21 protein-coding genes are annotated in these 24887 nt (G+C 71.7%); 8 read left to right on the forward strand and 13 right to left on the reverse strand.

Annotated features, from left to right (window positions below):
* Positions 1-48: 48 nt before the first annotated feature.
* The 4 genes from HS048_RS10425 to HS048_RS10440 form a co-directional block, all read right to left on the reverse strand.
* On the reverse strand, positions 49-858 hold the full coding sequence (locus HS048_RS10425) for an SAM-dependent methyltransferase (protein WP_196466833.1): 810 nt from the start codon (positions 856-858) through the stop codon (positions 49-51).
* A 211-nt stretch (positions 859-1069) separates the two neighbouring features.
* Positions 1070-1372: a hypothetical protein gene (locus HS048_RS10430; RefSeq protein WP_196466834.1), complete on the reverse strand. Its 303-nt coding sequence runs from the start codon at positions 1370-1372 to the stop codon at positions 1070-1072.
* A gap of 7 nt (positions 1373-1379) precedes the next feature.
* Positions 1380-1961, reverse strand: coding sequence for a hypothetical protein (locus HS048_RS10435; RefSeq protein ID WP_196466835.1), 582 nt, complete (start codon positions 1959-1961; stop codon positions 1380-1382).
* A 29-nt stretch (positions 1962-1990) separates the two neighbouring features.
* Complete coding sequence (locus HS048_RS10440) at positions 1991-3898, reverse strand: hypothetical protein (protein ID WP_196466836.1); 1908 nt, start codon at positions 3896-3898, stop codon at positions 1991-1993.
* A 733-nt stretch (positions 3899-4631) separates the two neighbouring features.
* On the opposite strand from HS048_RS10440, the gene HS048_RS10445 reads away from it, so the two are divergent.
* From HS048_RS10445 to HS048_RS10455, 3 genes are all read left to right on the forward strand, one after another.
* A complete protein-coding gene (locus HS048_RS10445) occupies positions 4632-4988 on the forward strand; it encodes a nucleotide pyrophosphohydrolase (RefSeq protein WP_307832415.1) in 357 nt (118 codons plus the stop codon).
* Between the two features lie 106 nt (positions 4989-5094).
* Positions 5095-6957, forward strand: a complete 1863-nt coding sequence (locus tag HS048_RS10450; protein WP_196466837.1) for a DUF2075 domain-containing protein — start codon at positions 5095-5097, stop codon at positions 6955-6957.
* Between the two features lie 257 nt (positions 6958-7214).
* Positions 7215-9434, forward strand: a complete 2220-nt coding sequence (locus tag HS048_RS10455) for an MMPL family transporter (RefSeq protein ID WP_196466838.1) — start codon at positions 7215-7217, stop codon at positions 9432-9434.
* Here the strand turns inward: HS048_RS10455 and HS048_RS10460 are convergent.
* The 3 genes from HS048_RS10460 to HS048_RS38065 form a co-directional block, all read right to left on the reverse strand.
* Positions 9367-10356 (reverse strand): DUF523 and DUF1722 domain-containing protein, encoded by a 990-nt coding sequence (locus HS048_RS10460; RefSeq protein ID WP_230880798.1) that lies wholly within the window; start codon positions 10354-10356, stop codon positions 9367-9369. The genes HS048_RS10455 and HS048_RS10460 overlap by 68 nt on opposite strands.
* Positions 10357-10384: 28 nt before the next feature.
* Positions 10385-10966: an RNA polymerase sigma factor gene (locus tag HS048_RS10465; protein WP_196466839.1), complete on the reverse strand. Its 582-nt coding sequence runs from the start codon at positions 10964-10966 to the stop codon at positions 10385-10387.
* A gap of 175 nt (positions 10967-11141) precedes the next feature.
* Positions 11142-12185: a MerR family transcriptional regulator gene (locus HS048_RS38065; protein ID WP_255529573.1), complete on the reverse strand. Its 1044-nt coding sequence runs from the start codon at positions 12183-12185 to the stop codon at positions 11142-11144.
* A 259-nt stretch (positions 12186-12444) separates the two neighbouring features.
* Here HS048_RS38065 and HS048_RS10475 point away from each other — a divergent pair, with 259 nt between their 5' ends.
* Both HS048_RS10475 and HS048_RS10480 read left to right on the forward strand, forming a co-directional pair.
* A complete protein-coding gene (locus HS048_RS10475) occupies positions 12445-13215 on the forward strand; it encodes an SAM-dependent methyltransferase (RefSeq protein ID WP_196466840.1) in 771 nt (256 codons plus the stop codon).
* 82 nt (positions 13216-13297) lie between these two features.
* Positions 13298-14236: a hypothetical protein gene (locus HS048_RS10480; protein ID WP_196466841.1), complete on the forward strand. Its 939-nt coding sequence runs from the start codon at positions 13298-13300 to the stop codon at positions 14234-14236.
* Positions 14237-14489: 253 nt separating this feature from the next.
* Here HS048_RS10480 and HS048_RS10485 read toward each other — a convergent pair whose 3' ends face one another.
* From HS048_RS10485 to HS048_RS10510, 6 genes are all read right to left on the reverse strand, one after another.
* Positions 14490-14843, reverse strand: a complete 354-nt coding sequence (locus tag HS048_RS10485) for a hypothetical protein (RefSeq protein ID WP_196466842.1) — start codon at positions 14841-14843, stop codon at positions 14490-14492.
* A 48-nt stretch (positions 14844-14891) separates the two neighbouring features.
* Complete coding sequence (locus HS048_RS10490) at positions 14892-15569, reverse strand: uracil-DNA glycosylase (protein ID WP_068894775.1); 678 nt, start codon at positions 15567-15569, stop codon at positions 14892-14894.
* A 329-nt stretch (positions 15570-15898) separates the two neighbouring features.
* Positions 15899-16777: a carbohydrate ABC transporter permease gene (locus HS048_RS10495; protein WP_196466843.1), complete on the reverse strand. Its 879-nt coding sequence runs from the start codon at positions 16775-16777 to the stop codon at positions 15899-15901.
* On the reverse strand, positions 16774-18327 hold the full coding sequence (locus HS048_RS10500; RefSeq protein WP_307832416.1) for an ABC transporter permease subunit: 1554 nt from the start codon (positions 18325-18327) through the stop codon (positions 16774-16776). Before HS048_RS10500 ends, HS048_RS10495 begins: the two co-directional genes overlap by 4 nt.
* A 12-nt stretch (positions 18328-18339) precedes the next feature.
* On the reverse strand, positions 18340-19680 hold the full coding sequence (locus tag HS048_RS10505) for an ABC transporter substrate-binding protein (RefSeq protein ID WP_068894778.1): 1341 nt from the start codon (positions 19678-19680) through the stop codon (positions 18340-18342).
* 102 nt (positions 19681-19782) lie between these two features.
* Complete coding sequence (locus HS048_RS10510) at positions 19783-21048, reverse strand: ABC transporter substrate-binding protein (RefSeq protein ID WP_068894780.1); 1266 nt, start codon at positions 21046-21048, stop codon at positions 19783-19785.
* A gap of 133 nt (positions 21049-21181) precedes the next feature.
* On the opposite strand from HS048_RS10510, the gene HS048_RS10515 reads away from it, so the two are divergent.
* The 3 genes from HS048_RS10515 to HS048_RS10525 are packed head-to-tail and all read left to right on the forward strand — an operon-like array spanning position 21182 to position 24733.
* On the forward strand, positions 21182-21688 hold the full coding sequence (locus HS048_RS10515) for a PadR family transcriptional regulator (RefSeq protein WP_068894782.1): 507 nt from the start codon (positions 21182-21184) through the stop codon (positions 21686-21688).
* A gap of 13 nt (positions 21689-21701) precedes the next feature.
* Positions 21702-22448 carry an ABC transporter ATP-binding protein gene (locus HS048_RS10520; RefSeq protein WP_196466844.1) on the forward strand — a complete coding sequence of 249 codons (747 nt, stop codon included), beginning with the start codon at positions 21702-21704 and terminating at the stop codon, positions 22446-22448.
* Between the two features lie 5 nt (positions 22449-22453).
* A complete protein-coding gene (locus HS048_RS10525) occupies positions 22454-24733 on the forward strand; it encodes an FtsX-like permease family protein (RefSeq protein WP_196466845.1) in 2280 nt (759 codons plus the stop codon).
* Positions 24734-24887: the final 154 nt, after the last annotated feature.

The raw sequence follows: 24887 nt of genomic DNA on the forward strand, positions 1-24887 counted from the left end.
GGCGGCTGACGAGTCGGGGGAGCACATGAGAAACACGGGCATCCCCGCTCACGGCACCTTGGCGACCACGCCGAGGATGCCGGGCTTGCCGAGGTCGTACGCGGTGTCCTCCTCGAACTCCGGACGCCATGCCTGGACCGGGACGATTCCGGGGTCGAGCACCTCCAGGCCCTCCGTGTAGGCGGCGAGGTGGGCCGGGGTCCGCGTGGTGACCGATCCGGCGGTGGTGGCGCGGTAGACCGCCTTCGCCTCGTCGTGGGCCGCCACCGGACGGTCTCCGGCGTGGACGTGGGAGATCACCAGATGACTGCCGGGGACCATGACCTCGCGGACCGCCGTGACGATGGCGTCGGCGTCGGCGTCGTCGGGGATGAAGTGGAGCATGGACAGCAGGATCACGGCCACCGGCTGGTCGAAGTCGATCCTCGACCGGATCTCGGGGTGGTCGAGCAGGGCCTTGGGCTCGCGCATGTCGGCCTGGACGACGACGGTGTGGGGGTTGTCCTCCAGCAGGGCCCGGCCGTGCGCCAGGACGATGGGGTCGTTGTCGACGTAGACGACCTTCGCGTCGGGGATGACGCGGTGGGCGACCTGGTGGACGTTCTCCTGGGTGGGCAGGCCGGAGCCGATGTCCAGGAACTGGCGCACACCCCGCCCGGCGATCTCGGTCACGGCGCGGGAGAGGAAGGCGCGGTTGGCCCGGGCGTTGGCCCGTGACTCCGGGATCAGCTGGATGATCTTCTCTGCGGCCTCGCGGTCGGAGGCGAAGTTGTCCTTGCCGCCCAGGTAGTAGTCGTACATCCGGGCCACGCTGGGGATCGACGGATCGATCCCGGCCGGTGCCTGCTCGTCTTCCATGACGCTCTCCTCGGACCCCGATTGATCACTCTGCTGGTGATGCTAGATGACGTACGAGGATTTTTTGATCTTTGTGCAGATCTTCTGGGGATGCGGTGCCGTTTTCCGGGTGGTGCCGCTTCCCTGGCGGGACGCGGGGCGGTGCGATCCGTGGAACCGGGGACGGGGCACTGCACCGGACCTTCCGCCGGATCGCGGGACGGGCCGGATCTCAGAGCAGACCGTAGCGGGCGCCGATGGCTCTGGCCTCCTCCTCGGTCACCTGGCTCGGGGTCCGGGCGAGGGCCTGGCGCAGGTCGGAGACGACCTTCTCACCCGAGGCGCGGACGCGGGTGCGGTGGTGGGCGAGCCGCTCATCGAAGCGCCTGGCCGCCGGGCCGGTCCAGACCTTGCCGGAGTGGAACGCCTGGAACGGCGTCTCAACGGCCTCCTCGACCTCCTCCAGCAGCGGCTCGACCATCCGGAGCGCCTCTCCCAGCGCCTCGTGGAGCGGATTGGGCACCATCTCGGCCATGGTCGGGTCAGTCCTTCGTGGATGAGGGGGAGGCGGCCTCCACCGACGGGCTCGCGGCCGGGGCGCCGGCATCGGTGATCAGCCTCGGCGCGATCAGCTTCATCATCGCCGCCACATCGGCGGCGTTGTCCCGCCCTTCGACGCCGATCTCCAACTGGACGGAGAGCCACGCCTTGCCTTGGACGAGGTGGGCGTACGCGGCGTTGTTCTCGTCGTCCTCGGGCTTGAAGTAGGCGCCGATGGATCCAGGGAAGATCTCCGGCAGCCGGGAAGCACCGTCCTCGAGATGTTCCTCGACTATCCCTGGGTAACCCCCAGGCGTGAGCCTGATCAGGAGCACCTTCAACTGCTCGCCATCTCGCCGGTATACCGCGCAGCTTCCGGTGCCGAGGCCGCTGGCGGTGGTGAGATCGAAGTAACCGCGAATCAGCGGGTTGCGCACCCCGGTCATCAGTTCTACTGCCTTCAGCGGGATGTGGTCGCAGATGTACGGCGGGGCGGCCACGGCGGGGAGCGGACTGCGATCGACCGGCATATCCGTGGTGCTCTGACAAGCGGCCGTGAAGACCAGGACGCACGCCAGCGCCATGAACGGAGTTGATAGTCGTCTCGTCATGATCAGTACTGAGAGAAGCCGGCGGAGAAGGACTGATCCAGCGTTTCCTGAACATCCCGCCAGCGTTGTCCTGCCGGTCCGCTCAACCACCGCTGGTAGGCCTCGAACTTACGGTCCTTGTCAATCTCGTTGGACGCCTTCTCGTCGATCATCTCGTCCCTGGTCATGAGTGTCCGACCGTCCTTGAGGAAGTTGTTGGGGTTGTCGCGGGGGTCGTCTCCCGGCTTCAGGTCTTCCAACGAGGCCCAGGGGTGGGTCGTGGCCGCGGGTTCGGCGGAGCCGAAGAGGCCATGCCTGAGCATGGCCTGTGCGGTGAGATCGTGCACGAGGCGCCGGGTCTCATCGACGGCGGCGTTGGCGGTCTCACGGGCGGTGCCCTCGGCATCCCCTTTCCCGAGGTTCTCGGCCAGGCCTGTCCACGCCCCTACGACTCCAGACGCGATCGGCCAGGCTCCCGCCTGCGGGATGGCGAGACCGGTGTTGACCATGGCTAAGAAAACCTTCATGTTCTGCTGCTGGGCCTCGTCCAGCTTCTTGCCCTCTTCGATCTTGGACAGACCGGATGTGTCGATGATCAGGCCGAAGCCTGCACCGATCCTTGTTGCGTTGGCTTTCAGCGTGTCATCACCTCGCCCGGCAGCCATCTCTGCCGCGCCGTAGTCGAGGAGTCGCCCGGTGAATGCCGTCTGAGCGGCTGCGACGAGGCTGAACGCCTTGGAGTCCCTGAACGTCTCCTTCATCACCCCACGCAGTTCTTCGAGATTGAACTGTGCTCCCCACGGATCTTGTCCGGGAAGGTTGGCGTTATCCGCACTTCGAACGCCGGGCACAACCCTGTCTCGGCCACCCTCGGCAACGTGGTTGATGTCCCGGATGTACTCCGACAGCACGAGACCCGTGAAAGTGGGTTTCACGGCCGAATCCGGAGGGTGGCCGTTTTTGATGCGTTCGGCTTCGATGTGGATGAACTGTGAGGCCAGCATGGCCGACCAGTAGCCGCGTGAGGGCTTGTCCGGGGTGCCGGAGTGGTCGCGGAAGTGGAGCATGGCGGCTTCCAGGGCCTTGCCGAGGGCCACGCCGTCGTCGCTCATCTTCGACGGGTTGGTGAGGTAGTGCTTCATCGCGGTGGGGTCGCCCGCGAAGAAGTCCTGGGCCGCCTCGGGGTGGCGGGAGAGGGTCTCCATGAGGGGCACCATGACCTTCGAGTAGGTGCCCATGCTGTCCGAGGTGCGGTCCCAGGCGTCGATCTTCCTGGCGAGGGTCACCAGGAAGGCGGTGCTGAAGGTGCCGTGCTTGAGCGCTCGGGTGATCGCCTCGTACTTCCAGTGCTGCCCCTGCTGTCCCGCCGGAGAGGAGGACAGGGGAGCGGTCAGCTCGTCGATCCAGGACTTGCCCAGGCGCGGACTCGCCGTGCCCATCGCCTTGCCGAGGGCGGTCTCCAGTCGCTTGGCCTGTTTCTCGCTCCCCATGGCGGTTCCCATCAGCAGGCTGCGGAACGTCGTCGCGCCCAGCGTGGTCAGCAGCGCGGTGGTGAAGGTCGCGTCCCCGGTGCGCTTCTCCAGCTCCGCCACCGTCCTGGCGTCGATCTCGCCCTTCTCGGCGGCCTCGGCCAGCTTGACCGTGGCGGCGTAGACGTCGGGATCGCGGGAGGCCTTGCCGTACCGGGATTCGTCGAAGGCGGCCAGGCCGCCGGGCAGGCCGGAGGAGCCCCACTCGGTGCGCTCCGAGCGGATCGCCTCGCTGCGCCGCCGCAGGTCGGGGCGGCTGGATCCGATCCAGCTCCGCGCCTCGCGCAGCGCGCCCAGTGCCGAGGTGTCCAGGTCGAGCTTCTCCAGGGCCGCGCGGACGCGGGGTTCGCCGCGGCCGATGGCGTCCTCCGCCCGGCCGAGCCCGCGCTCGAAGTCGTCCATCGCGGCTGGGTCGATGCCGGAGAAGCCGCCGCCCACCCCCTGCGGTCCGGCCGATGCCGTGGGTGCGGGCGGGTGCGGGCGGGCCTGCGGGCCGGAGGCGGGCTTGGCGGACGGTGGAGGCGACGCGGTACCGGACGGGGGTGCGGACGACCGGGAATCGGGCGCGGGGGAGGGGCTCGGCGTACGGCCGCCGGCCGCGGAGGAGGAAGAAGGGCTGGGCATACCGCCGTCGGTCACGGGACCGGGCGACCGGGACGTGGGCGCGGAGTCAGTGGGCGGCGGCTGGGGGCCGCCGGTCGGACCGGTGCCGGAGGGGGCCGGCGACGGTGACGGATAGGGGTGGGCCATGAGGCGGCGGACTCCAGCGTGGTCGGTGAGAACGCAGGCGGGAAATGCCAGCCTACGTTTCATTCATTCACCGGCGAAGAACTTTCGCTGTCCGAGATGGGCACGAGTGCACGTACGGCCCTGCCGCCGGGGAAACGGCCGCGGCATTGTAAGGATCGTCGTGATCGCCGCCTGAGCGAGTCCTGTCGGGGGCGGAGGCTCCCGCTGGCACGGCAGGCTGGAGGCGGTGACCGGTTCAGACCGTGACCGGCTGCCGGTGGACCCGGCCGTCAGGCTCTCCGGTGAGATATCCACACCTCGCCTCCCACCAGGGCCGATGATCCACCCTGCCTGGACCCGCCGCATCGAGGCAGCGCCGTCGCCCACGGCAGTAGTGTCACGAAGTGTGAGCACCGAGCTGGAACGACTTGCTGCACGGCTTCAAGACTTCGCCCGTGTCCGGGACTGGGAGCAGTTCCATACACCGAAGAATCTGGCGATGGCCCTTGCGGGTGAAGTCGGCGAACTGGTGGCGGAGTTCCAGTGGCTGACTCCGGAGGAGTCGCAGAGTCCGGATGCGGAGACCCTCGGCCGGGTGCGGTCCGAGCTTGCCGACGTGACCGCGTATCTCGTCCGCCTCGCCGATCTGCTCGACATCGACCTGGTCGAGGCCGCCAACTCCAAGCTGGACGAGAACGAGCGCCGTTACGATCCCGATCTCTATCGCGGTTCCGCGAGAAAAGCGCCTCCACTACCCTCGTGATGACCATGTGATGCGGCCCGACGGGCTTCCGCGCTTGCACGGCTGACCGCCGGAGCGGATACGCCCCCACCCGCACGAATTCTTTCGTGCTGCCTGGGGGAAGCCCGTGACGGCTTTGCGTCTGTCCGTGGAGCGCCTGATCGCCTCACCCAACGAAGCGGCGCTCGCCGAGCAGATCAGCGAGCACCTGCGCGTGACGACAGGCCGGGGCCCCTCTCCCTCCGAGGCCAGGTCGTGGGAACGGAGTCTTCCCGCGCTCGCCCGGGATCTGGCCGACGCGGGGCTCGGCAAAGTCGAGATGCTGATCGAGTACAAGCTCCCGTTGACCAGCAAACGCGCCGACGTGGTGCTGGCGGGCGTGCACCCGCGGACTGGCGAGGACTCCTACGTCGTCGTGGAGCTCAAGCAGTGGAGCCGTGCCGAGCCGTCCGACCAGGGCGAGCATCTGGTCCTCGTGGACGGCATGCCGGGCAGGGATCTGCTCAACCCCGCCGAGCAGGTCCGGCGCTACTGCGAATACATGTCCGACTTCTTGAGCGTGCTCAAGGACCGGCCGCAATCCATCCACGGTGTGGCGTACCTGCACAATGCCATGGACCTCGACGTAGACGGTCTTCACGACCAGGTGCGGGACGCGCACAGCAGACTCTTCACCAAGCAGCGGCGCGGCGACTTCCATGACTACCTGCGCGAACGTCTGGCCGACAAGCCCGGCGCCGAGGCCGCCGACCGGCTCCTGGGCAGCCCGGTCGCGCCGAGCAAGCAGCTCATGGCCTACGCCGCCGACGAGATTCGTGAAAGGGAGCAGTTCACCCTCCTCGACGAGCAGCAGATCGCCTATGAGCTCGTCATGCGTGCCGTCGACAAGGCACGCCGGGCCGATTTCAAACAGGTCGTCATCGTCACCGGCGGTCCCGGCAGCGGCAAGAGCGTGATCGCCCTCTCTCTGCTGGGTGAGCTCTACCGGCGGGGCAGGACCGCGCTCCACGCGACGGGGTCCCAGTCGTTCACGCAGACCATGCGCCGCTACCCGGGCAGGGGCAGCACGCGGATCAAGAACCTCTTCATGTACTTCAACAGCTTCATCGACGCCGAGCAGAACAGCCTCGACGTCCTGATCTGCGATGAAGCGCACCGCATCCGCGAGACCTCCACCAACCGCTTCACCCCGGCGGCGAAGCGCACCGGCCGAACCCAGTTGGACGAGTTGATGGCCGCGGCCCGCGTGCCGGTCTTCCTCCTTGACGAGCACCAGGTCGTACGGCCCGGAGAGCTCGGCACCGTGCACGCCATCGAGCAGTACGCGCGGTCACGCGGTTACCGGGTCAACCGCATCTCCCTGGATGAGCAGTTCCGCTGCGGCGGCAGCCGCAAGTACGAGCAGTGGGTCCTGCGCCTGCTCGGCCTTGAGGAAGGAGGCCCGGTGCCCTGGGACGGAGACGATGACTTCGAGGTACGGCTTGCGCATTCCCCCGAGGAACTCGAGGCGGCTTTGCGTGCCAGGCCGGGCACCGCGCGGATGACCGCCGGCTTCTGCTGGCCGTGGAGCGACCCGCGACCCGACGACTCCCTCGTGGACGACGTCGTCATCGAGGACTGGGCACGGCCGTGGAACGTCAAGAAGGACCGGGCCGTGGGCGATGCACCGCCCAGCATGCTGTGGGCGACCGAACCGAGCGGCTTCGGTCAGGTCGGATGCGTCTACACCGCCCAAGGCTTCGAGTACGACTGGTCCGGCGTCATCATCGGACCCGACCTGGTGGCTCGAGACGGGTCCCTCATCACGGTCCGCTCCGAGAACAGAGATCCCGCCTTCAGAAGCAGAAAAGCGGTATCGGACGCCGATTTCGACAAGCTCGTCCGCAACGTCTACAAAGTGCTGCTCACCCGCGGAATGCGCGGCACGGTGATCTACGCGAGAGACCAGGCCACCCGCGACTTCCTCGCGCGTCTTATACCTACTACATGAACCCGGAGCGTCTGCCGAACCTGCACAGTGTCATGCAGGTATCGCATACACGATGCTCCCTGCCCCTGCCCCTGCCCCTGCTCCGGCGTCCGGCGGTGCCGGTGGTGTAACCGATCCCTCTCAGGGGAGGGCCGTCCGAGACGGTCCGTTTCCGGGGCTGCAACCGCGGACGGCCGCGGCGGCGAAGAAGCCCGTGTGAACGGTGGTGATTCCCACGACTGTGGCGATTCCTGCGAGGGGCGGGCGCGGTGCGGGGCTTGAGCGCGGCGGTGTGCGGGCGCAGAGGCAAATGGGTGGTCCTGGTGATCTGGCTGCTCGTCGCGGCCGGGGCGGGCGTGCTCGGCGGCCGGTTGGAGGAGGTGCAGCGCAACGACCCGGCGTCGTTCCTGCCCGCAGAGGCCGAGTCCACCGTGGTGCAGAACGCGCAGCGCGCCTCCGCGGCCGGTGACCGCGTCCCGGCGATCGTGGTCTACGAGGGGCGGCCGGTGGCGGAGGCCGCCGCCGACGCGGAGCGGTTCGCCGGGCTGGAGGGGGTCGCCGGGCAGGTGTCGCCGCCGGTCCCGGCCCTCGGCGGTGGAGCCGTGCAGGTGGTGGTGCCGCTCGACGGGAGCGACTACGACGTGCTCACCGCGGCGGTCGACCGGATCCGCGAGATCACCGGCGACCGGGCGTACGTCACCGGGCCGGCCGGGCAGAGCGCCGACGCGATCGAGGTCTTCGGGTCGATCGACGCGACGCTGCTGGCGGCGACCTCGGCCGTGGTCGTCCTGGTGCTGCTCGTCACCTACCGCAGCCCGCTGCTCTGGATGATCCCGTTCTTCTCGGCGGGCGTGGCGCTCGCCTGCTCCCGCGCGGGCAACTACCTGCTGGCCGAGTACGCCGACCTGACCGTGAGCGGGCAGAGCGGCGGCATCCTGCTGGTGCTGGTGTTCGGCATCGCCACCGACTACGCGCTGCTGCTGGTCGCCCGCTACCGCGAGGAGCTCGCCGTACACGAGGACCGCCACGAGGCGATGGACCTCGCGCTGCGGCGGGCCGCCCCGGCCATCGCGGCCAGCGCCGCGACCGTGGTGGCCGGGCTCTGCTGCCTGCTGGTGGCCGACCAGAACGCCACCCGCGGGCTCGGCCCGGTCTGCGCGGTCGGCGTGGTCTGCGCGCTCGCCGCCATGCTCACCCTGCTGCCCGCGCTGCTCGTGGTCTTCCCCCGCGGCGTGTTCTGGCCGAAGGTCCCCGAGTACGGCGGTGCGGCCGAGGGCGGGTCCGGCCTCTGGGACCGGGTCGGCCGGGTGATCGCCCGCCGCCCCCGCGTCGTCTGGATCGGCACCGCCGCGGTCCTGGGCGCGATGGCGCTGACGCTGCCGCTCACGACGGTCGGCCCGCTGGCCGAGGCCGACGCCTACCGTACGGCGCCCGAGTCGGTGCGCGGCGCGGAGGTCCTGGACCGGAGCTTCGGCACCGGCCAGGAGGGGTCGCTGCTGGTGCTCGCCCCCTCCGGCGAGGCCGGGCGGATCGCGTCGGCGGTGGCCGCGGACCCGGGCGTGGAGCGGATCGGCGACCGGGGCACGGGAGGCGGACGGCCGGAGGCGGGGGAGCCCGGCGGGCGGCCGGGCGAAGGAGAGACGGGTGAGGAGGACGCCGGTGAGGGGCGGCCGGGCGAGGAGACCTCCGGTGAAGGGCGGCCGGGCGAGGGGGACGCCGGGGGAGAGACCGGCGGAGAGCGGCCGGGGGCCGGACCCGAGACGGCGGACGGGCAGGTCCTGCTGCGCGGCACGCTGAAGGACGCGCCGGACAGCCCCGCCGCCTACGAGACGGTCGAGCGGCTCCGGGAGATCCCCGGCGCGCTGATCGGCGGCACGGCGGCGGTCAACCTGGACGGGAAGCTCTCCTCCGAGCGGGACCTGCGGGTGATCGTCCCGCTGATCCTGGGGGTCGTCCTGGTGATCCTGGTGATCCTGCTGCGCGCGCTGGTCGCGCCGCTGCTGCTGATGGCCACCGTGGTGCTGTCCTTCGCGGCGGCGCTCGGGGTGAGCGGCCTGGTCTTCACGGAGCTGTTCGGCTTCGCCGCCGTGGACACCGGGGTGCCGCTGCTGGCCTTCGTCTTCCTGGTCGCGGTCGGCGTCGACTACAACATCTTCCTGATCACCCGGATCCGGGAGGAGGCGGCGGGGCGCGGCACCCGGGAGGCCGCTCTCGTCGGCCTGTCCGCCACCGGAGGGGTGATCACCTCGGCGGGCGTGGTGCTCGCGGCCACCTTCGCCGTGCTGGGCGTGCTGCCGCTGGTCGTTCTGGCGGAGCTGGGCTTCGTCGTCGCGTTCGGCGTGCTGCTCGACACCTTCGTGGTCCGCTCGGTCCTGCTCACCGCGCTGACCCTGGACGTCGGCCGGTGGATGTGGTGGCCGGACCGCGGGCTCACGCGGGAACGTGGTTCCGCAGGCGGAGCCGTTCGGGGAACGGTGCGAAGTACGTCTGGTCCCTGACGTAGGAGGCGGCCGCGCCGCGCGCGTTGTGCCGGATCAGGGCCAGCGGCACGCTGAGCGCCACCAGGCCGGCCTGGTAGGAGGCGATGACCTCGGCCAGGTCGGTCCGCCGGACCGGGTCCAGCAGGTCGCCGATCATGCCGGCGCAGTGCTGGAGCACGTTGACGTGGCGGCCGACGCTGGTCTTCCTGACGAAGGCGGTGCGGAAGGCCTCGGCGTACCGCGCGGCCAGTTCGGCGCGGCCGAGCGCGCCCGCGCGGGCCACGATCCGGCCGGTCTCGCGGTAGACGTCCGGGTCGTGGGAGAGGATCTGCATCTTGTGGCGGGCGTGGAAGGCGACCAGGTCGCGCGGGCGCCAATCGCTCTCCAGCAGGGCCCGGAGCCGGGCGTTCGCGAAGATCCGCTCGACGAAGGTCTCCCGGATCAGCGGGTCGTGCAGCCGTCCCTCGTCCTCCACCGGCAGCAGCGGGTGGGCGTCGAGGATGCGGCCGGCGAACACGCCGCGGCTCCGGCGGTCCACGGCGGCGGTACCCGCGTAGACCGGGATGCCGTGGATCCCGCAGCTGGGACTCTTCGACTTGAAGACGTAGCCGTCCACGTCGAGGGTGCGCGCCCGCTCGGCGGCCAGGTCCGTCATCTTCTCGGTGAGGTCGCGCCCGGTCTTCCTGGTCACCAGGTGGGGTCCTTCGGGGGAGCGCTCCAGGCGGAGGGTCTCACGCGGGGCTCCCAGGCCGATCGCGATCTCCGGGCAGATCGGCACCCAGTCGACGTAGGGGTCCAGCTCCCCGCTGAGGAACCTGTCGCGGCTGTGGCCGCCGTTGAAGCGCACCATCTCGCCGATCAGGCAACTGGAGACCGCGACACGCGGCCGGACCTCGTCCTCCTGGTGGTGGTTCATGGTGGTTACGGGGTTTATGTCCATATCTGGTTCCTGCCGCTGAGGCCGGGGTTCATGCCGCGGCCGGGGTAAGGATGTCCGAGAGCCTGCGCAGGCCCCGGGCGGTGCGGGCCTTGACGGTGCCCAGCGGGACGCCCAGCCGCTCGGAGATCTCGCGCTGGGTCAGCTCGCCGTAGTAGGCCAGCTCGATCGCCTCGCGCTGGGGCGCGGGCAGCTCGGCCAGGGCGCGGCGCATCTCGTCCCGGTCGGCCAGACCGTCGCCGTCGGCCGCCTCGGCGGGACCGGCCGGCTCGGCCGTGCTCTCCAGCGGGACGGTGTGCAGCCTGCGCACCCGCAGGTGGTCCACCGCCCGCTTGTGCGCGATGCCGAGCAACCAGGCGGGCAGGCTCCGGAGCGGGTCGAAGCGGTGCCGGGAGCGCCACACCTCCGCGAAGACCACCTGCTGTACGTCCTCCACCTCCTGCGGCGGCACGTACTTGCGCAGGTAGGAGCGGATGAGGGCGGTGTGCGCCCGCAGGCACTCCTCCAGCGCCGCCTCGTCGCCGGCGGAGAGGCGGGCGTTGAGGCTCGCACCCGTTCCCGTCCCCGCATCCGTGCCCGTGTCCGAGGTCCTGTCGATGGTCTCTGCCGTCATGGCGGCCTTCTTTCCGAGATAACCTATTCAAAACTTATTCATACGCCTCCGGGTGCGGTGATCGCAAATGAGGGCCGGGATCCGCGACCGCTGCGATCGGGAAGGGCGGGGCCGGTGAGGGTCGGGGCCGGTGAGGGTCGGGGCCGACGGCCGGCGAGGCCTGCGAGGGCCGGATTCAGTGGGGGCCGGGGGACGGGTGCAGGGCGGCGGAGATCCGGGTGAGGGCGTCGCGGAAGGACGTGACGTGCGGGACGGACGGCGGCAGCCCGTCGCGCCACCCCGGGCCGCCCGCCAGGACGCGGGCCGGAGGGCGGAGCGAGGGGAGCGCGGCGAGCGGCGAGGGGTCGCCGGTCGAGGCCTGGTGGGACCAGACGAACACCACCGCCGGGCCCAGGCGGCGCATCGCGTCCGCCAGCGCGGAGTACGGCGTGCGCGCGCCCAGCACGCGCGTCTCGACCCCGTGGTCCAGGGACAGCACGGCGGCCAGGGCGTGCAGCGGCAGGCTGTGCTGCTCCTCCTCGGCGCAGGCGAGCAGCACCGGCCGCTCGTTGACCGGCGTCCGGGGCCGCCTGGTCAGCGGGGCCAGCGCGGCGGCCAGCCGGTCGGAGAACAGGTGCTCGACCTCGACGGCCGCCCCGGTCTCCAGCTGGCGTCTGGAGACCGCCGCGAACACCGGCAGCACCAGCCGCTCCCAGGTCCACAGGACGCCGTGCCGGGCCAGGGCCGCGCCGATCCAGTCGGACACGGCCTCACCGTCCAGCGCGACGGCGGCCCGGGCCAGCATCGCCGGAGTCGGGACCTGCGGGCCGCCTTCCGGCCCGGTCGCCGGGGACGGGGTTCCGGCGGCGGTCTCCGGGGCGGGACCGGCGACGGTCCCGGCGGTGCTCTCCGGGACGGATCCGACGGCGGACGCGGCGGTCCCGGCGTCCTTCGCCGGGATCTCCTCGCGACCGGTCGCGGGCCGGGCGGCCGCGGGGCCGGACCGGTCCTCCAGGACGTGCCTGGCGGCGTCGGCGGCCGGGACCCCTGACCGGATCAGCCGGTTCATCTCCTCCAGGCGCCGCAGGTCCGCCGTGTCGTAGCGCCGATGGCCGCCGGGACTCCGGCGGCTGGGGCCGACGCCGTACCGCAGGTTCCAGGTGCGCAGCGTGGGAGCGGGCACGCCGAGCCGGCGCGCGACGGCTCCGATGCCGTAGTCCGGCCCGTCCTCGGCGGTCATCTGCCCTCATCCCCTCACGACTTCTCCGGCCCAGCTTGCCAGGTGGGGGGCCGGGCCTGTTCCTCACAGGTGTCTTCGGAGCGCGGTCGCCGGGGGGATGCCCACGCTGGATGAGCGAACAGGAATGACTGAGGCTTTTGTGCACTAAGACAGGAAAGAGAGCAATGTCCGTAGTGGCCTCCGTGCCGGCGGAGTCTCGGCTACGATCTACGGAAATGCCGGTCCGCGGCGAGTGGGACAGCAGGGTGAGGCGGCTGCGATGAGCGATCGGAACCCCTACGGGATCGACGTGAGCACGGCCAACGTCGCCCGCATCTACGACTTCATGCTCGGCGGCAAGGACAACTTCGCCGTCGACCGCGCGGCGGCCGAGCAGATCCTCAAGGCCTTCCCCGAGTCGCGCGACGGCGTCCGGATGAACCGCGAGTTCCTCGGCAACGTGGTCCGCCACCTCGCGGCGGAGCAGGGCGTCCGCCAGTTCGTCGACATCGGCGCGGGCCTGCCCACCCGGAAGAACGTGCACGAGGTGGCGCACGCGGCCACCCCCGAGGCGCGCACCGTCTACGTCGACAACGACCCCGTCGTCTGCGTGCACGGCAGGGCGCTGCTCGCCAACACCCCCACGGTCGCCATGGTCGAGGGCGACCTGCGCGCCCCCGAGGAGATCTGGGAGCGGGCGGCCGGGACGGGCCTGATCAAACCCGACGAGCCGGTGGCCGTGCTGCTGGTGGCGATCCTGCACTTCCTCGACGACCCCTACGCCGAGGTCGCCAAGCTGCGGGAGATGATGGCGCCCGGCAGCTTCCTGGTGATCACCCACCTGTCGATGACCGAGCGCCGGGCCGAGGACACCGACAGGATGAAGGACGTCTACTCCCGGGCCAACTCGGGCGTGGCCCCGCGGACCGTCGAGGAGATCAAGCGCTTCTTCGGTGACTTCGAGCTCCTGGACAACGACGCCTTCATCGCGCCCAACGTGCTGGAGCGCATGGCGATCCTCGGCTGGGGCGGGGTCGGCCGCAAGCGCTGAGCGCGGGAGGCGATCGGCTCCCGCGGCCGATTCCGTGCCGTGCGGACGGAACGATTTCCCCTTTCCGGACGTCGCTACAGGTGTGACCTCCTTCGACACCCTCGACGATGACCTGCGCACCGCCCGCGAGCGGGTGCGGCGGCTGGAACGACTGACCGGGCAGCGCCGGGCCGTGGCCGCGCAGATCCAGGAGGTCGAGGCGCTTCTAGGCGACCTGGAGATCCGGCTCGCCGAGGAGGAGGACGACGTCTCCCGGCTGGAGGGCGGCTTCACCGCGTTCCTGTCCGGGCTCACCGGCTTCCGGGAGGAGAGGCTCGCCAGGGAGCGGGCCGAGGCGCAGGCCGTACGGCAGCGCATCGAGGGGCAGCGGGTCCGGCTCGGCTGGCTGCAGACCGACCGGGCGGCGGTGGAGAGCGGCCTGGCCGAGGTCGGGTCGGCCCCGCAGGAGTACGGCGCGCTGCTGGAGCGCAAGGAGCGCCTGCTGATGGCGTCGGGCGATCCGCGCGGAGGCGAGCTCTCCCGGATCGCCCGGGAGCTCGCCGAGACCGCCGCCGACCTGCGGGAGCACGAGGAGGCCCACCGGGCAGGGATCGCCGCGGCGGAGGCGGTCGGGCAGGTCCTGCGCTGCCTCGGCGGCGCGCGCGGCGCCTCCGTCTGGGACATGCTGGGTGGCGGCACCTTCGCGGACATGGTGGAGCACGGCCACCTGCGCAACGCCGACGAGGCCGCCTGGCACGCCCAGCGTGCGCTGGACGCCTTCGCCCGCGAGCTCGCCGACGTCGGGGTGCACGTCGCCCCGGTGATGCCCGAGGTGGACACCCGCTGGTTCGCCGACATGTTCTTCGACAACATCGTCACCGACGCGTTCAAGCACCAGCGGATCGCCCGCACCGGCGAGGCCGTCGCCGAGACGGCCCGGTGGGTGAGCGGCACGGTGGACGGCCTGGCCGCCCGCTGCGGCGAGCTGGTCCGGCGGCGCGACTCCCTGGAGGCCCGCCGCGAGGACGTGCTGACGGGCTGACGGGACACCGGAGCCGGCGGGAGGGCAGGCGCCGGGCCCGGGGTACGGCGCGGCGTGCGGAACCCGGAGCGCAGGAACCCGGAGCGCAGGAACCCGGAGCGCAGGAACCCGGAGCGCAGGAACCCGGAGCGCGGCGCACGGAACCCGGAGCGCCGCGCGGGAAGCGGTGGGCCGACCGGCGCTCCGCGGCGTACGGAAGGGGGCCGCACCCGGACGGGTGCGGCCCCCTCTCATCTGTTCCCTGCGTCAGACCTCAGTGGCCGTGGCCGTGGCCGTGGCCGTCGTGGTCGTGGTCGTCGTCTTCCTCGTCGGACGGGCCGTCGGAGGGCTCGACGCTCAGCACGGCCTCGCGGGGCTCGATCTGCTCGACGTGCTCGATCAGCCCGAGGACGTGGTCCGGCTCGATCAGCCACTGCAGCGCCGTGGCACCGCTGTCGTCGGCGGAGACCATCTCCGCCTGCTCCTTGCGCTCGTCGTCGTCGAGGTCGGTCTCGGGGTCGTTGATCTCCTTCAGCGCGGTGGCCTGGAGGGCTTCGATGTCGAGCACCTCCACCGTCAGCTCGACCGTCAGACGCAGGTAGCGCTCGGTGCCAGATTCATCACTCATGATGAGGAATCCTAGTGCCCCGCCGAGGCCCCATCGGCCCGGGGGAGGTCAAGGGAGCTTCCAGTCCACCGGGCTCGTGCCCTGCTGCTCCAGCAACTGGTTGGCGCGGCTGAACGGCCGGGAGCCGAAGAAGCCGCTGCGCGCCGAGAGCGGGCTCGGGTGGGCCGACTCGATGCGCGGCACGTCGCCGAGCATCGGCGCGAGCGAGCGGGCGTCACGGCCCCACAGGATCGCCACCATCGGCCGGTCGCGAGCGACCAGCGCCTTGATGGCCTGCTCGGTGACCTCCTCCCAGCCCTTGCCGCGGTGCGAGGCGGGCTTGCCGGGCATGACGGTGAGCACCCTGTTGAGCAGGAGCACGCCGTGCTCGGCCCACGGGGTCAGGTCGCCGTTGCTCGGCATCGGGAGGCCGAGGTCCTCGGTGAGCTCCTTGTAGATGTTGCGCAGGCTGCCCGGGATGGGCCGCACGTCGGCCGCGACCGAGAAGCTCAGGCCGATCGGGTGGCCCGGTGTCGGATAGGGGTCCTGGCCGACGATCAGCACCTTGACCTGGTCGAAGGGCTGTTTGAAGGCACGCAGGACGTTGTCCCCCGACGGGAGGTACTGCCTGCCCTCGGCGACCTCCTTCCGGAGGAAGTCGCCCATTTCGGCGATCTTGCCTGCGACGGGTTCGAGGGCCTGGGCCCACCCGGCTTCCACGAGTTCGTTCAAAGGACGTGCGGCCATGGGCGGCACCCTATCCGGATCCGCCGACAATCCGGGCGACATCGCGCCGGAGGAGCCGCACGCCCCCGGCGCGGATCACGGAACCCGGGCCGGAGGCGTGCGGCTCCTCCGGTGCGGACCGCGGGACCCGATCCGCACCGGAGGCCCCCGTCCGGAGTGCTCTCCGGTGCGGGGCCTGGGGCCCGGTGCGCACCGGGGTGCTCTCCGGTGCGGTGATGAGGCCCGGTGCGTATCGGCGGTGCCCATCATCGCCCCGGTGATGAGGCCCGGTGCGGTCCGCGCACCCTGCCGCGGACCGCACCGGGCCTGCCCCCCTCGGATCGCCTCCCCTACTTCACGGAACCCGCCATCATTCCCTGGACGAAGTACCGCTGGAAGGCGAAGAACAGGATCAACGGGATGATCAACGAGAGGAAGGCGCCCGGGGCCAGGATGTCGACGTTGGTCCCGAACTGTCGCATCTGGGACTGGAGGGCCTTGGTCATCGGCTGGTTCTCGGTGTTGGCGAAGACCAGCGCGACGAGCAGGTCGTTCCAGACCCAGAGGAACTGGAAGATGCCGAGCGAGGCGACCGCCGGCTTGGCCAGCGGGAACACCACGGTCGAGAAGATCTTCCACTCGCCCGCGCCGTCCATCCGCGCCGCCTCCAGCAGCGAGCCGGGGATGCCCGCGAAGAAGTTGCGGAGCAGGAAGATGGCGAAGGGGAGCCCGAAGGCGACGTGGAAGAGCACCACACCGGGGATGGAGCCGAAGATGCCGAGCCCACCGTACAGCTTCGCGATCGGGATGAGCGCGATCTGGATCGGCACGACCAGCAGGCCGACCACCACCAGGAAGAGCGCGTCCCGGCCGGGGAACTGCATCCAGGCGAACGCGTAGGCCGCCATGGCCGCGATGCCGATCACCAGGACCGTGGTGGGCACCGTGATGGCCACGGTGTTCCAGAACGACGAGGTGAAGCCGGTGGCCAGCAGGTCGGCGTAGTTGCGCAGGGTGAACTCGGCCGGCTTGGTGAACGCGGTCCACCAGCCGCTGGAGTTGTTGGCGGTCTCCTGCCGGATCGAGACCACGAACAGGCCCAGGGTGGGGACCAGCCAGAACACGCCGATCACCACCAGCGCCGCCTGGACCAGGCCGCCGCCGACCCGGTCGGCGATCCGGCCCAGGACGCCGCGGGGCGGCGCGCCGAGAGCGGAGGTCGTCGTCACTGGTTGTCCCTCCTGAACCGCCGGATGTTGAGGATCATGAAGGGCAGGACGAGGACCAGCAGGAAGATGGCCAGCGCACTGCCCAGCCCCTGGTTCCCGCCGCCGCCGAACGAGACCCGCCACATCTCCAGCGCGATCACGTTGGCCTGCGGCTGCACCGATCCGGGTGCGATGACGAAGACCAGGTCGAAGACCTTCAGCGTGTTGATGATCATCGTGACGAACACGACGAGCAGCACCGGGGAGAGCAGCGGGACGGTGATCCTGCGGAACACCTGCCACTCGGTCGCCCCGTCGATGCGGGCGGCCTCCAGCGCGTCCCGCGGGATGGCGGACAGGCCCGCCGCGATCAGCACCATGGCGAACCCGGCCCAGACCCAGACGAACGCGCCGATGATCGCCGGGGTGATCAGCGCCGGGCCGAGCCAGGACAGGCCGTTGAAGGAGGCCTCGAAGTTCGACCGGGGGAGCCGCAGGGTGTAGTCGCCGGCGGAGAGCCCGGTGAGGCGGAAGGTCCCGTCGGCCTCGGTGACGGCCGTGGCCGCGACCTCGCCGCCGGGGCCGCCCCGGACCGCCTCGACGGTCATGCCCGCCAGGCCCTTCTCGGTGCCGTCCACCTGGTTGGCCTGCCCGCCGCCGCCCTGGGTGAAGTCGAACCACACGGTCCCGGCCAGCTCGCCGGGGCCCGGCGAGGCCGGGCGGGCGGTCGCGGCCGAGGCGAGGTCGGCGGGTTTCACGCCGACCAGGGGCAGCAGTACGGCCTGGCCGGGTTTCGCGGACCCCTTGGTCACCACGGCGCCCTGGGCGGCGGTGACCGGGGACTGGTCGTTCTCCCTCGGCCGGGCGTCGGGATAGCTCTCGCCTGAGCCGAAGACGCCGCGGACCGAGCTGAGGACGGCGTTGGCCACGCCGCGGTCCGGGTCCTGCTCGTAGACCAGGCGGAAGATGACGCCGGAGGCCATCAGGGAGACGGCCATCGGCATGAACACGATCAGCTTGAACGCGGTCGCCCAGCGGATCCGCTCGGTCAGCACCGCGAAGATCAGCCCCAGGGTGGTGACCAGGAGCGGGGCGACCACCACCCAGATCAGGTTGTTCCTGATGGTGGTCAGGGTCGAGGCGTCCTGGAAGATCGTCGCGTAGTTCTCGGCGCCGACGAAGTTCTCGCCGCCGGCGTCGTAGAGGCTCCGGAAGACGGAGTAGACGATCGGGTAGATCACCATCGCGCCGAGCAGCACCACGCCCGGCAGCAGGAACAGGACCGCCATGACGGGCGAGGGCCCCAGCCGGGGGGCCTTCGGGGTGCCCGCCGCGGCCGGTGCGGCTGGTCCCGCGGTGGCGACGGACGGGACCGCGGGCGGGGCGGCGGCCCCGGTGCCGGATCCCGCGGAGGCGTCCGAGGCGTTCCCGGTGGCGTCCGGGGTGGTTCCGGTGGCGGGATCCGAGGCGGATTCCGCGGAGGGGGTGCGGGGGCCGGGGGAGGACCCCGCGGCGACGGCGTCGCCGTCGTCGCCGCGGGGGTCCGGCGGGCCGTCCAACCGTTCGGTCACGGCCTGCCCCCTCTACTTCCAGGCCTTGGCGGCCTCGGCCTCGAGGCTCTTCTGGATCTCCTTGATCTTCGACGGGTCGCGCACGAAGTCCTGCAGGAGCTTCCACTCGCCCTTGCCGTCGGTGCCGCCGAAGGCGCTGGGCGCCAGGTCGGACATGTCGTAGCGGACCGACTCGCCCGCGGAGATGATCGTCTGCGCGAGCTGCTTGGTCAGCTCGCTGGGGTAGTTGTCGGGGGAGACGTTGCGGTTGGGGGACAGGTAGCCGGGGAGCTTGGCCCAGACCTCACCGCCCTCGGTGGAGGCGAGGTACTCCAGCAGCGCCATGGCGCCCTTGGAGTCCTTCAGCGCCACCGCGATGTCGCCGCCCAGCACGACCGGCGCGGTCTCACCGGCCTTCGGGAACGGGAAGTACTTGGCCTCCTCGCCGAGCTTGGCGCCCGACTCCTCGGCCGTGGTGCCGACGAAGTCGGCCTCGATGACCATCGCCGCCTTGTCCTGGCCGTAGACCTGGGTCACGCAGGTCGGGAAGTCGGTCTGCAGCGCACCGGAGGTGCCGCCGAGCAGGAACTCCTTCTTCCCGGTGAGCTGGGCGATCTTCTCCAGCGCGGTGGTCACGCTCGGGTCGGTCCACGGGATCTCGTGCTTGGAGAGCTTGGTGTAGTTCTCCGGGCCCGCGGTCGACAGGTAGACGTTCTCGAACAGGTCGGTGAGGGTCCAGCCGGACGCCCCGCACAGCGAGAGCGGCGGGGTGCCGGAGTCGGCGACCGTCTGGGCGGCCTTCACCAGCTCGTCCCAGGTGGCCGGGGGCTGCACCCCGGCGTCGGCGAAGGCCTGGTCGCGGTACCAGACCAGCGACTTGTGCGCGGCCTTGACCAGCACGCCGTACACCTGGCCGTCGGCCGAGCCGAGCTCCTTCCAGTACGGGGTGTAGTTCTCGTCGATCTGCTTGATCACCTCAGGGGTGAGCGGCTTGAGCGACTTGGCGTCGGCGTACTGCTGGACCAGGCCGGGCTGGGGCAGGATCGCGACGTCCGGCGGGCTGCCGCCCTGGATCCGCGGGCCGAGGTAGGCGCCGGTGTCCTCGCCGGTGGAGGAGTAGGTGACCTTGGCGCCGGTCTTGGCCTGGAAGGCGTCCAGCACCTTCTGGAAGTTGGCCTGCTCCGGGCCGGTCCACTTGGCGGCGACCTCGATGGTCACCCCCTCCAGGGTCTTGGCCGCCGCGGGGGCGGAGGAGGCCCCGCCGCTCGCGGCGGGAGCGGTGGCGGTCCCGGTGGTGCCGGTGGATCCGCCGCCGCACGCGGCGAGCGCGAGGGCGAGCCCCGCGGTCGTCGCGGTGATGATGGTTCTGCGCATAACGGAAAGACCTCCTGTTGTTTTTCAAACCCCCGAGGTTTGCACGACTTCGGATGACGACGAGATGGGGATGACGGCTCGCCGGGAGGATCGCCCCCGGTTTCAGGGAGCCCTGATGATCTCGTTCAGCTGGCCCTTCAGGGAGGCGACGACGTCGTCGCTCGACTCCTCGAAGGGCGGGGTGAGCGCGCCTGAGACCGCACCGGCGATCGCCAGGCTCACCTGGTCGTAGTTGGCGCTCACCGGCCGGGGCCTGGCGGAGAGGATGCTCTCCTTCAGGACCGGCAGGTAGGGGAAGCGCCTGATGAGGGCGGGGTCGTCGTACAGCTCGGTCCACACGGGCGGGAACGAGCCGTCGGTGAGCACCCGCCGCTGGTTCTCCAGCCCGGTGAAGTAGCGGATGAACTCCACCGCCGACTTCTGCCGCTTGGAGAACGCGCTGAGCGCGAGGTTGGTCCCGCCCAGCGTGCTGGAGCCCGGCCCGTCCAGGCCCGGCAGCCGGGTGACCGCGAACCTGCCCGCGATCTCCGACTGGGTGGCCGGGCCGTAGGCGGGCGGCCAGTTGCGGGCGAAGGCGAGCCGGCCCTCCTGGAAGGCCAGCCGCGACTCCTCCTCCTTGTAGGAGAGGGACTCCTTCGGGATCCACCCCTCCCGGAGCCCGCCGACCAGGAAGTCGAGCCCGGCCTTCGCCCCGGCGGCGTCCATGGTGACCCGCGTGCCGTCCGGGCTGAGGATCGGCCCGCCGCCCGCCGACTGCACGGCCTCGGCGAAGTTGACGGTCAGCCCCTCGTAGGCGAGGAACTGCCCGGCGTAGCCGCCGACGCCGTACTCCTCGTGCAGCGCCCGCGCCTGCTCGCGCAGCTCCGCCCAGGTCCTGGGCGGGGCGAGGCCCTCCTTCGCGAGGAGGTCCTTGCGGTAGTAGAGCAGGCCGGCGTTGCTGGTGTACGGCACCGCCCAGAGCTTGCCGCGGTAGACGGCGGTGTCCACGACCGGCGGGAGGAACCGGTCGAGCGGGAACATGCTCCGCTCCAGCGGCACGATCCAGCCGGCGTCGGCGAACTCCGCCGTCCAGACCACGTCGAGACCGAGCACGTCGTAGCGGTCGCTCCTGGCCTGGAGGTTGGCGACCATCTGGGCGCGCTGCTCGTCGGCCGCCTCGGGGAGCTCCAGCAGGGTGACCCGCTCGGCGGGACGGGAACGGTTCCACCGGTCCAGCAGGGGACGCAGGTAACCGGTGGTGTCGCGCCCCGTCACCAGGGTGAAGGGGCCCGTCCCGCCCTCCCGCCGGGGAGGCTCCTGCCCGCCCGCCCCCGCGGTGCACCCCGCCAGCAGCGCTGCGGCGAGGGCGAGCGGGACCAGGCGGTTCACCTGTGACCTCCGGGTTTCGGTGGGGTTACATACGTGTTAGGTAGATGCATTCATGTTATGCACAGCGCTAATGTGAACGTCAACGGATGAGTCCGTAACGCTCGCATAACGCGGGCACGACGAGGAGGTGGGCGTGCGGCCGTTCCTGCTGGCGCTCCTCGCGAAGGAACCTGCCCACGGCTACGAACTCAAACAGGCGCTGGAGCAGACCTTCGGCAGCGCCTATCCTTCGCCGAACATCGGCCAGATCTACGTCACGCTCGGCCGTCTGGAGAAGGACGGGCTGGTCAGAGCGGTGGACGTCGAGCAGTCCAACCGGCCGAACAAGAAGGTCTACTACCTGACGGCCGCCGGCCGGGAGGCCCTGGACGACTGGGTGGACGAGCCCACCGAGGGGCCGCGGGTCCGCGACGAGTTCTTCATGAAGCTCGTCCTGGCCCCGATGACCGGCATCGCCGACCGGATGGCATTGATCAACCGGCAGCGCCGCCACTACCTTGCGCTCATGCGCGACCTGAACGAGCTCGCCGAGCGGACCGATCCGGACAACCAGGTGGCGCTCCTGCTGATCGAGGGAGCCATGCTGCACCTGCAGGCCGACCTCGACTGGCTCGAACGCTGCCAGGAGGACCTCAGTTGAACCGGAGAGGCTGATGGACACCCCCCCTGTGATCAGCACCGTCAACCTCGTCAAGATCTACCAGGACGGAGGCGTGCCGGTCCCCGCCGTGCGGGGCGTGGACCTGCGGGTGGAGCCGGGAGAGTTCGTCGCGATCATGGGCCCCTCGGGCTCCGGCAAGTCCACGCTGGTGCACATGCTCGGCGGCCTGGACGTCCGGACCAGCGGCGAGATCTGGCTGGACGGCGACCGGGCCGACACGCTGGGCGAGAGCGCCTGGGCGCTGCTCCGCCGCAGGAAGATCGGCTTCGTCTTCCAGTTCTTCAACCTGGTGGCCAACATGACCGTGGCCGACAACGTCGAGCTGCCCGCGCTGCTCGCCGGGGCGTCCCCCCGCGAGGCGCGCGAGCGCCGCGAGCAGCTCCTCGGCGTGCTCGGCCTCGCCGACCGGGCCGGCGCGGCCCCCGCCCAGCTCGCGGGCGGCGAGCAGCAGCGCGTGGCGCTGGCCCGCGCGCTGGCCAACCGCCCCCGGCTGCTGCTGGCCGACGAGCCCACCGGCAACCTGGACAGCCGCAACACCCGCGACGTGCTGAAGCTGCTCGGCCAGGTGCACCGCGACGGCCAGACGATCGTCCTGGTCACCCACGACGCCCGGGTGGCGGGCCTCGCCGACCGGGTGGTCTCCCTCCTCGACGGCCAGATCGTCGACGACGGCGCCCTCCCGGTGTCCCGGCGCCGCCCCCGGGGCGGCGTCGGCGACGTGGTGGAGCTGCGGGGTTAGCCGCCGTGGACACCGTGCGGGCGTCGGCCCGCTGGATCCGCGCCGACCTGCGGGCGCGGCGCGGGCAGGCGCTGCTCACCGTCCTGTCGGTGGCCGGGATCGTCGCCGCGCTGGTCGCCGCGGCGACCCTGCTGGAGGACGGCACCAACCCCTGGCGCGGGCTGTTCGAGCGGACGCGCGGCGCGCACGTGTGGATCCACACCGGCGAGGCCCCGGACCTGGCGGCCCTGCGGGGCCTGCCCGGCGTGGTGCGGGTGGCCGGGCCGTACCGGACGGCGCCGGTGACGCTCACCCTGAGCGGCCGCAAGTCGCCGGTCGCGCTGCGCGAGGCGACCACCGTGCCGCCGGAGACGGCCGCGCCGCTCGTCCGCGAGGGGCGGTGGCTGCGCGCGGGCGACGCCGGCGGGGCGGTCGTCGAGCGCTCCTTCGCCGAGGCGCTGGACCTGCGGGTCGGCGACCCCTTCCCGGTCACCGCGCTCAGCGGCTCCTCCCACCCCCTGGTCGTGGTGGGGCTCGCCGAGACCGCCGACCAGGGCTTCTACCCCGAGTGGACGCCCGGCCTGGCCTGGACCCTGCCGGAGACCCTCACCCGGATCGAGCCCGCCCCCGGTCGCCGGGAGTCGGTCACCGGGCTGCGGCTCGCCGACGGCGAGGACACGCTGCCGGCCGTGCACGGCGCCGTCACGCTGCTCGACGAGCAGATCCGCCGCATGTCCACCTGGCGCGAGGTCCGCGCCTCCATGGAGCTGGACAACCGGCTGCTCGGCCTGCTGCTGGGGCTCTTCGGCGTGGCCGGGTTGGTCGCCGCCGCGCTGGCCGTCGCCAACGTGACGGGCGGCCGGGTGCTCGCCCAGACGCGCGACATCGCCACGCTCAAGTCCCTCGGCTACACCCGGGGCCAGGTCGTCGCCCTGCTGGTGACCGAGCACGGGGCGCTCGGGCTGGCCGGCATCGCCCTCGGCGTGGCGGGCGGGCAGCTCGCCGCGGCGCTCACCCTGGACGGCCTGCCGTTCCCGCCGCTCTCGCCGCTGCCGCTGCTCGCCATCGCGGCCGGGACCGCCGCGGTGGTCCTGGTGGCGGCGGCGCTGCCCGCCTGGCGCGGCGGCCGCACTCCGCCGATCCCCGCCGCCCCGGCCGCCCCGCCCCGGGGCCGCCTGTCGCGGCTGGCCAAGCTCGCCCTGCTGGTACGGCTCCCGCCCGCGCTCGTGCTGGGCACCCGCGACGCCTTCACCCGCCGCACCCCCGCCTTCCTGAGCATCGTCGGCCTGGCCGTGCCGATGATGATGATCACCATCGGCCTCGGCTGCTGGGCCACCCTCGACGACTTCCTGCGCCGCCCCGAGCGGGTCGGCCAGGCCGCCGCCCTCACCGTCCACCCGGGCCGGCTCACGGCCACCGAGGCCGCCCGCATCGCGCGGGCCGACCCGGAGGTGCGCTCCGTCCACCCGGGCAGCGAGGTCTCGGCGCTGGAGCCCAGGCAGACCAGGAGTGTGCTGGTCCGCGCGCTCGGCACGTCCACGGCGCCGTACCCCCTGGTGGTCGCCGAGGGGCGGATGTTCGCCGCGCGGGGCGAGGCCGTCGCCGGGCAGGGCCTGCTCGACCTGCTGGGCGTGCGGATCGGCGACCGGGTCCGGATGACCGTCGGCGGCACGCCGCTGATCGTGCGCATCGTCGGGCGGGTGGTGGAGCCCGACCAGGACGGCGAGGTGCTCTCCACCGGGCTGGACACCCTGGCCGCCAAGGACGCCCTGCCGCCCCAGTTCCACCGGCTGGTGCTGGCCGACGGGGCCGACGCCGAGGCGGTCCGGGCCCGGCTGCTGGCCGCCTCCGGCGAGGCCCTGGAGGTGCGGCGGACGGTCAACCCGGCTGAGCGGCTCGCGGTCATCCGGGTGGTGATCGTGGCGCTGACCGCGGTGCTCGCGCTGCTGGGCCTGGCCAACCTGCTCACCGCCGGCGCCCTGGGCCTGCGCGACCACGCCTCCGACCTGGCGGTGCTCAAGGCCATGGGCCTGACCCCCCGGCAGGTGGCCGCGACGCTGGTCACCGGGACCGGGCTGCTGGTCGTGCTGGGCGTGGCGGCGGGCACGGCGGCCGGGGCCTCGGTGGTCGGCGGCCTGATCGACCTGCAGGGGCACACCAGCGGCGTCGGCGCGGGCATCGGCCGTACCCCGTCCGCCTCGGTCCTCGCGGTCGCGGCGCTGGCGGCGATCGGCGCGGGCCTGCTGGTGACCCTGATCCCGGCCCGCCGGGCGGCCCGCGCGCAGGTCCCGGTGACGGCACGGTGACGGCCCGGTGACGGCCGGGTAGGAGCCGCCGGCCCGGGCCGCGCCGGGAAGGGCGGTCCGCGCGCAGACCTTCATCACCGCCCGGTGCGGGGGCCAGACCCCCGTCGCCGCCCGGTGCGGGGCCGGTTCCGCGTGTAGACCCCCGTCGCCGCCG

Source organism: Planomonospora sp. ID91781, assembly GCF_015711595.1.
GTDB lineage: Bacteria > Actinomycetota > Actinomycetes > Streptosporangiales > Streptosporangiaceae > Planomonospora > Planomonospora parontospora.

What these genes read in the sequence shown, in the direction of transcription:
- HS048_RS10460 (WP_230880798.1), bottom strand. Translation starts at nt 10,356, where the DNA reads ATGGACATAAACCCCGTAACCACCATGAACCACCACCAGGAGGACGAG.
- HS048_RS10490 (WP_068894775.1), bottom strand. Translation starts at nt 15,569, where the DNA reads ATGGCCGCACGTCCTTTGAACGAACTCGTGGAAGCCGGGTGGGCCCAG.
- HS048_RS10440 (WP_196466836.1), bottom strand. Translation starts at nt 3,898, where the DNA reads ATGGACGACTTCGAGCGCGGGCTCGGCCGGGCGGAGGACGCCATCGGC.
- HS048_RS10465 (WP_196466839.1), bottom strand. Translation starts at nt 10,966, where the DNA reads ATGACGGCAGAGACCATCGACAGGACCTCGGACACGGGCACGGATGCG.
- HS048_RS10430 (WP_196466834.1), bottom strand. Translation starts at nt 1,372, where the DNA reads ATGGCCGAGATGGTGCCCAATCCGCTCCACGAGGCGCTGGGAGAGGCG.
- HS048_RS10485 (WP_196466842.1), bottom strand. Translation starts at nt 14,843, where the DNA reads ATGAGTGATGAATCTGGCACCGAGCGCTACCTGCGTCTGACGGTCGAG.
- HS048_RS10520 (WP_196466844.1), top strand. Translation starts at nt 21,702, where the DNA reads ATGGACACCCCCCCTGTGATCAGCACCGTCAACCTCGTCAAGATCTAC.
- HS048_RS10435 (WP_196466835.1), bottom strand. Translation starts at nt 1,961, where the DNA reads ATGGCGCTGGCGTGCGTCCTGGTCTTCACGGCCGCTTGTCAGAGCACC.
- HS048_RS38065 (WP_255529573.1), bottom strand. Translation starts at nt 12,185, where the DNA reads ATGACCGCCGAGGACGGGCCGGACTACGGCATCGGAGCCGTCGCGCGC.
- HS048_RS10505 (WP_068894778.1), bottom strand. Translation starts at nt 19,680, where the DNA reads ATGCGCAGAACCATCATCACCGCGACGACCGCGGGGCTCGCCCTCGCG.
- HS048_RS10475 (WP_196466840.1), top strand. Translation starts at nt 12,445, where the DNA reads ATGAGCGATCGGAACCCCTACGGGATCGACGTGAGCACGGCCAACGTC.
- HS048_RS10425 (WP_196466833.1), bottom strand. Translation starts at nt 858, where the DNA reads ATGGAAGACGAGCAGGCACCGGCCGGGATCGATCCGTCGATCCCCAGC.